Source organism: Pseudonocardia oroxyli (genome assembly GCF_900102195.1).
Classification (GTDB): domain Bacteria; phylum Actinomycetota; class Actinomycetes; order Mycobacteriales; family Pseudonocardiaceae; genus Pseudonocardia; species Pseudonocardia oroxyli.
The window spans coordinates 251,032-257,344 of record NZ_FNBE01000009.1; the positions used below are offsets into that span (position 1 = coordinate 251,032).

8 protein-coding genes and 1 tRNA gene are annotated in these 6,313 nt (G+C 72.9%); 3 read left to right on the forward strand and 6 right to left on the reverse strand.

Features of this window, described 5'->3' with window-relative positions:
- Positions 1-49: 49 nt before the first annotated feature.
- Entirely contained in the window at positions 50-1,390 is a 1,341-nt protein-coding gene (locus BLS43_RS15900) for an NAD(P)/FAD-dependent oxidoreductase (RefSeq protein ID WP_093084974.1), read from the forward strand.
- Between the two features lie 41 nt (positions 1,391-1,431).
- On the opposite strand, the gene BLS43_RS15905 is transcribed toward BLS43_RS15900, so the two are convergent.
- Positions 1,432-2,580 carry an RNA polymerase sigma factor gene (locus BLS43_RS15905; protein ID WP_093084977.1) on the reverse strand — a complete coding sequence of 383 codons (1,149 nt, stop codon included), beginning with the start codon at positions 2,578-2,580 and terminating at the stop codon, positions 1,432-1,434.
- Complete coding sequence (locus tag BLS43_RS15910; protein WP_093084980.1) at positions 2,577-2,924, reverse strand: YciI family protein; 348 nt, start codon at positions 2,922-2,924, stop codon at positions 2,577-2,579. Before BLS43_RS15910 ends, BLS43_RS15905 begins: the two co-directional genes overlap by 4 nt.
- 97 nt (positions 2,925-3,021) lie before the next feature.
- Between BLS43_RS15910 and BLS43_RS15915 the strand changes: the two genes are divergently transcribed.
- Positions 3,022-3,095 (forward strand) — tRNA-Leu (locus tag BLS43_RS15915).
- Positions 3,096-3,185: 90 nt separating this feature from the next.
- Here BLS43_RS15915 and BLS43_RS15920 read toward each other — a convergent pair.
- Entirely contained in the window at positions 3,186-3,743 is a 558-nt protein-coding gene (locus BLS43_RS15920; protein ID WP_143030067.1) for a GNAT family N-acetyltransferase, read from the reverse strand.
- 145 nt (positions 3,744-3,888) lie between these two features.
- On the opposite strand from BLS43_RS15920, the gene BLS43_RS15925 reads away from it, so the two are divergent.
- On the forward strand, positions 3,889-4,329 hold the full coding sequence (locus tag BLS43_RS15925; RefSeq protein ID WP_245707525.1) for a GNAT family N-acetyltransferase: 441 nt from the start codon (positions 3,889-3,891) through the stop codon (positions 4,327-4,329).
- 9 nt (positions 4,330-4,338) lie between these two features.
- On the opposite strand, the gene BLS43_RS15930 is transcribed toward BLS43_RS15925, so the two are convergent.
- From BLS43_RS15930 to BLS43_RS15940, 3 genes are all read right to left on the reverse strand, one after another.
- A complete protein-coding gene (locus tag BLS43_RS15930; protein ID WP_218129842.1) occupies positions 4,339-4,752 on the reverse strand; it encodes a cupin domain-containing protein in 414 nt (137 codons plus the stop codon).
- An 81-nt stretch (positions 4,753-4,833) separates the two neighbouring features.
- The gene (locus BLS43_RS15935) at positions 4,834-5,127 is read right to left on the reverse strand and encodes a VOC family protein (RefSeq protein WP_093084991.1); all 294 of its coding nucleotides are present in this window, start codon (positions 5,125-5,127) and stop codon (positions 4,834-4,836) included.
- Between the two features lie 24 nt (positions 5,128-5,151).
- Positions 5,152-5,970 carry an HNH endonuclease signature motif containing protein gene (locus tag BLS43_RS15940; RefSeq protein WP_093084994.1) on the reverse strand — a complete coding sequence of 273 codons (819 nt, stop codon included), beginning with the start codon at positions 5,968-5,970 and terminating at the stop codon, positions 5,152-5,154.
- Positions 5,971-6,313: the final 343 nt, after the last annotated feature.

Consider the following 6,313-nt stretch of genomic DNA (forward strand, 5'->3'; position numbering starts at 1 on the left):
GCGCCGATCCCGGGCGTGTTGCTTTCGTCTTCGGAGTACCAATGAAAGCATGGCGCAGGCACAACGGATCGTGATCGTCGGCGGCGGCACGGTCGGCATGAACACCGCTCTGCGGCTGCAGAAGAAGCTGCGGCGCGGGCGGGCCGACATCACGGTCATCGACCCCCAGTCCCACATGACCTACCAGCCGTTCCTCCCCGAGGCCTCCGCCGGTTCCATCGAGCCGCGGCACGTGGTGGTCCCGCTGCACAAGGTCCTGCGCGGCTGCACCGTGCTCACCGGCCGGGTCACCTCGATCTCGGACGCGCAGAAGGTCGTCTCGGTCGAGACGGCCGCGGGCGAGTCCGTCTCCGTGCCCTACGACGTCCTCGTCGTCTCGCCCGGCTCGGTCGCCCGGACCCTCCCCGTCCCCGGCCTGCCCGAGCAGGGCATCGCGTTCAAGACCGTCGGCGAGGCCATCTACCTGCGCAACCACGTGCTCTCCCGGCTGGACGCCGCCTCCACCACGACCGACGAGGACGAGCGCCGCAGGCTGCTCACCTTCGTCGTGGTCGGCGGCGGCTACGCGGGCGTCGAGGCGCTCGCCGAGCTGGCCGACATGGCCCGGTACGCCACCCGGTACCACCAGCGGATCGAGGCCGAGGACCTCCGCTGGGTGCTGGTCGAGGCGATGGACCGGATCATGCCCGAGGTCGGCCCCAAGATGGGCGTCTACACCGTCGGTCGCCTGCTCGACGCCGGCATCGAGGTCCTCCTCGAGACCCGCGTCGAGTCGATGGTCGGCGGCCACGTCGTGCTGTCGGACGGGCAGGAGTTCGACGCCGACACGATCGTCTGGACCGCGGGGGTCAAGCCGAACCCCATGCTGAACGCCACGGACCTGCCGCTCGGCCCGCGCGGGCACGTCGAGTGCGAGGCCACGCTCGCCGTCGAGGGCCTCACCGGGGTTTTCGCCGCCGGTGACTGCGCCTCCATCCCCGACCTGTCCAAGGAGGACGCGAACGCCCGCACCAGCCCGTCGGCGCAGCACGCCGTGCGGCAGGCGAAGGTGCTGGCGGACAACGTGATCGCGCACCTGAACGGCACCGCGTTCAAGCAGTACAAGCACAGCTACGCCGGGTCGGTGGCCTCGCTGGGGCTGTACAAGGGCGTCGCGCAGGTCTACGGGATCAAGCTCAAGGGCTTCCCGGCGTGGTTCATGCACCGCACGTACCACGTCTCGCGGATGCCCACCTGGAACCGCCGCGTCCGGATCCTGATGGACTGGACGACCGCGTTCCTGATGGGCCGCGAGGTCGTGGCCCTGGGCGAGATCCACGAGCCCAAGGCCGAGTTCGCCCGCATCTCCGGGGGCACGGTGACCCCGCTGCCCCAGAAGACCGCCTCCTGACCCCGTGAGTGACCCGTGAGTGGCGATAGTCGCTAAAGCGACTATCGCCACTCACGGGTGTGTTTGGCCCTGCGCTCCAGGTAGCGGCGCTCGGGGAGGCTGCGGGTGAGGCTCGCGGCCAGGCGGTAGTCCGCCTCGGCCTGCTCGCGCCGCCCCGCCCGTTCGTGCAGGTGGGCGCGCACCGCCGGGAGCCGGTGACCGGGCAGGTCGAGATCGCGCAGCAGGTCCAGGCCCGCGTCGGGACCGCGCAGCTCGGCGAGCGCCACGGCCCGGTTCAGCGTGACGACCGGGCTCGGTGCGATCCGGTCCAGCAGCTCGTAGAGCCCCACGATCTGGCGCCAGTCGGTCTCGCCCGGCTCGGCGTGCAGGGCCGCGATGGCGGCCTGCAGCTGGTAGGGCCCGAGCGGGCCCGACGCGATCGCCCGCTCGACGAGCGCGGTGCCCTCGGCGATCTTCGCGGCGTCCCACAGCGCGCGGTCCTGCTCGGCGAGGGGCACGAGATCGCCCGCCGCGTCGGTGCGGGCGGGCCTGCGGGCGTCGGTCAGGAGCATGAGCGCGAGCAGGCCGGTGGTCTCCGGGGTGGGCGGCAGCATCCGGGTGAGCCGGATCGCCTCGGTGCTCAGATCCACCCGGGCGAGCTCGTCGCCGCCGGACGCCGTGTACCCCTCGTTGAACATCAGGTACAGCACGTGGCTGACGTCTCCGGGGGTGTCGAACTCCCGGCCGCGCAGCGTCTTCCTCGCCCGGCTGATCCGCTGCGCCATCGTCGCCTCGGGGACCAGGAACGCCCCGGCGATCTCGGCGGTGGTGAGCCCGCCGACCGCCCGCAGGGTCAACGCGATCCGGCTCGGCGGGGACAGGGCGGGGTGGCAGCACAGCCCGAGCAGGGTGAGGGTGTCGTCGGTGTCGGGCGCCTGCGCGGGCGGCGGTTCCAGCAGGGCCAGCCGCTCCTCGCGGGCCCGGCTCGCGCGCTCGCTCCGCACGGCGTCGATCACCCGCCGGTGCCCGACGGCGACGAGCCACCCGTGCGGGTTCTGCGGCACCCCCTCGCCCGGCCACTGCTGCGCCGCCGCCAGCAGGGCCTCTTGCACGGCGTCCTCGCAGAGGTCGAACTGCCGGTGCCGGCGTACGAGCGCGCCGAGGACCTGCGGCGCGCATTCCCGCAGCAGGTCCTCGACGCGCCCGGTCACATCTCCCCGCCCTCCCCGAGGAGGGGGCGGACCTCCATCGGGGTGTGCACCTTGGGCCAGCGGGCGGCGATCTCGAGCGCCCGCTCCTCGGACTCGACGTCCACGATCAGGTAGCCGCCGAAGTGCTCCTTCGCCTCCGCGAGCGGCCCGTCGGTGACCACGCCGCCACTCCGGACGACCTTCGTGCTCGCCGGGTCCGCCAGCGCCGCGGTGTCCACCAGCTCGCCGGACTCCTTGAGCTCGGCCATGATCGCGTCCATCTCCGCCATGAGCGGGGCGCCCTCCTCGCCGAAGAACACCGCGCGCGTCTCGGGGTTGTCGTAGATCATCAGCAGGTACTTCACGGGAGGCTCCTCGTCCTCGGCGGGCCGCTGGTGCGACCCTCTCGCATCCGGGTCGGAGCCGCGAGCACGATCTCGACATCGCTAGTGTTCCGACATCGCCCCCGTAGCCCAACCGGCAGAGGCAGGCCCCTTAAAAGGGTCACAGTGTGGGTTCGAATCCCACCGGGGGCACCGGCGATCATCGGCTCGATCAGAGCTCTGACCTGCGGATCGAGTACCGCAGCGCGAGGCTGAGCGCGGCTCCCACGCTCCCGGCCGGCCTCAGACCGACGCGCCGTTCCAGTCCATTGCGCCCTCCGGCCACTCGGCGTCGTCGGTCGCCGCGGCCCGCACGACCATGGTCGTCGTCGCGATCTCGTCCACGAACTGCTCGGGCTCGGTCGTGTCGTCCGGCGAGTAGCGGACGCGACGGGACGAGAGCAGCGACCATCCGGCGCGCTCGTAGAAGGCCACGTGCCGGGGCGCGCACATCAGGAGGCCGAAGGGGACGTCGAGGCCGAGCAAAGCCGCGCGGACCTCCCGCATCAGGGCGAGGCCGACGCCCGACCGTCGACACGAGGGATGGACGGAGACGAGACCGACCACCCCGGCCAGTTGGTCCGTCCCCTCGACGTCGATGAAACGTCGCAGGACGCCCGCCGTTGCGACCGGACGGCCGTCGTCCCAGCCGATGACCCGCAGCTCAGGGCGCACGTACGACCAGCTTCGGCGGCCCTGGAAGAACTCGGGGAAGTGGGGGTAGGCCGCGCGCAGCAGCGCCGCCAGCTCCTCGTGCAGGCCGATGGGCACACTGCCCTCGCGGAGAACGTCCCAGTGCATCGGCACCACTATGCCGCGCTCGCGGCTGGGCGTCGTCGAGACCGAAGCACCCGTCCTCGGCCCCGGGGTCTTCCGCGGTCACGCCGTGGGGCACAGTCGTGGCGTGGTGTCCTTCGCCGAGTTCGCCGTCGACGGTCGTCCGGTCCTGCTGCGGCTCGCCGTCGCCGACGACGTGCCCGAGCTGGTCCGGCTCCTGGCCGCGGACCAGCTCGGCGCGACCCGGGAGAGCGCCGAGGACCCGGCGCCCTACCGACGCGCGTTCGAGGCGATCGACCGGGACCCGGCCCACCTCCTGCTGGTCGCCGACGACGGGGGCCGCGCGGTCGGCACGCTCCAGCTCTCGTTCCTCCCCGGCCTGGCCCGGCGGGGCGCGCTCCGGGCGCAGATCGAGGCGGTGCGCGTCGCGGCCGGGCTCCGCGGATCGGGTGTCGGCGCGTGGATGGTGGGGTGGGCCGTCGACGAGGCGCGGAGGCGCGGGTGCGCGTTGGTGCAGCTCACGACGGACAAGCGCCGGGTCGACGCGCACCGCTTCTACGAGCGACTCGGGTTCGTCGCGTCGCACGAGGGTATGAAGCTCAGCCTGTGAGCATGCCGCTCACGCCTCGCGCGGATTCGCGCGGAACCAGTCGGCGATGCCGGGCATGGCCTCCTCGAACGCGCCGGGGACGGAGATGTTCAGGGCGCCGGCCCGGACATCGCCGCGGTTCTCGAAATCGTGGGTGGCGCCGCCGGGGACCAGCACGAACGAGCCCTTCGGGGCCTCGGTCCAGTGATCGTCGACGAAGAACGTGAGCACGCCCTCCAGGACGTAGAACACGTCGTCCTCCGGGTGGTGGTGCGGGCCCGGCCCCGCGGTGTGCGGGTCCATCCACCACTCGGAGATGGAGTACCGGTCGGCCGTCTCCGCCCCGTCCGCCTTGAACACCGCGTCCAGCCTGCCCATCGCGTATCGACGTCCGGCGCCCGGTGCGAGGAGGACCGGGGCCCGTTCGACTGGTGCTGCGCTCATCCCTCGACGGTATTCCTCCTGGTGGAGCGGCGCTTGAAGGAATGGGCACACCCGTCGCCACGCCGTAGGCCGAGTAGCCCCTCAGCGAGCGGTGACGATCACGACGCGGCCGTCCGGGTCCTCGAGCCGGTGCGTACCCGCGGGGAGATCTGCGGCGGCCGCGACGGTGAAGGCGAGGCGGAGCCGGTCCGTGGTCCTACCCGCCGTGCCGGGGTAGATCTCGACGACCGTGCCGTTCGCGAGCACGGCGGCGTGGTGGAGCGGCCCGTCGCCGTGTTTCTCCGCGACGAGGGGGAGACCCAGGTGCGCGTAGAACTCCCGGCAGGCCTCGACCTGCTCGGTGTAGAGCACGACCAGGTCGAGGCTTGCGTCCACGGGCCGAGTATGGCGGCCCGCCGGTCAGAACGGCGGGGGTTCGTCGAGCTCCACCGGGGTCGGTGGGCAGGGGACCGGGGGAGGCGGGTCGGGGCGCCAGACGAGCAGGGGCGCCTCCGACGACCGCGGCTCCCCGTCCAGTTCCGGGTCGGGGCCGTGTCGGACCGGCGTGGGTAGTGGGGGGAGCAGGGGTTCGGAGCGGGTGCGATAGCTGCGGCCCAGGGGGCTGTGCCATTGGAACCGTCCCGGTTCGGGCTGGTCGAGGTGCCAGCCCCGTTGCTTGAGGCCGTGGTCGTGGCGGCAGGCCGGCCCGAGTCCGCCCGCGGTGGTGGTGCCGCCGCGGGCGTGGTCCACCGTGTGGTCGAGGTCGGCGGTGTGCGCGGGGGCGAGGCAGCCGGGGAAGGTGCAGTAGCGGTCCCGCAACTCGATGTGGCGGCGCAGGCCCGTGTGCGGGAACCGCGCCCGTGGCGCGTCGTCCAGTGGGCGTTCGCGGGGTGTGTCGATCTCGGCGAGGACCTCACTCCATGTGTGGGCGGGAGGGCTCGGCGTGCGGGGTGGGTCGTCGATGAGCTCGGCGAGAAGGGTGGCGTCGACCAGGATGTCGACCAGGCCCGGTGCTGCGGGGTCGGTGCACGGCACCGCCTGCAGGTCGGGGCGACGGCGCAGGGCTCCGGTGCGGACCACGCGCCCGTCCGGTCCGGTGATCGCGAAGCGCCACGGTGCGCCGCGCTGGGCGGCGACCAGCTCGCGGACGCGCGAGGCCGGGACGGGGCCGAGGTCCGGCAGCTCCGCGGGTCGGTCGTCGAGGCCCAGCAGGGTGGACAGCGCGACCTGCAGGTGCACGCCCTGTCGCGGCCTCGTGCGGCGGTCGGCCGGGTGCAGTGATCGAGTCGCCCCGGAGCTGCTCGGACCCGGGTTCGCGCGCCCCTGCCCACCCGGCTCCGATCCGGTCTCCGTCGACCGCGGTGGTGCGGGCCGGGACGGCGCGGACGGGGTGGGTTCGAAGGGGGCTGATTCGGACTGTGTCGGCCCGGACTGTGTCGGCCCGGACTGTGTCGGCCCGGACTGTGTCGGCCCGGACTGTGTCGGCGCGGACTGTGTCGGCCCGGACTGTGTCGGCCCGGACTGTGTCGGCCCGGACTGTGTCGGCCCGGACTGTGTCGGCCCGGACTGTGTCGGCCCGGAC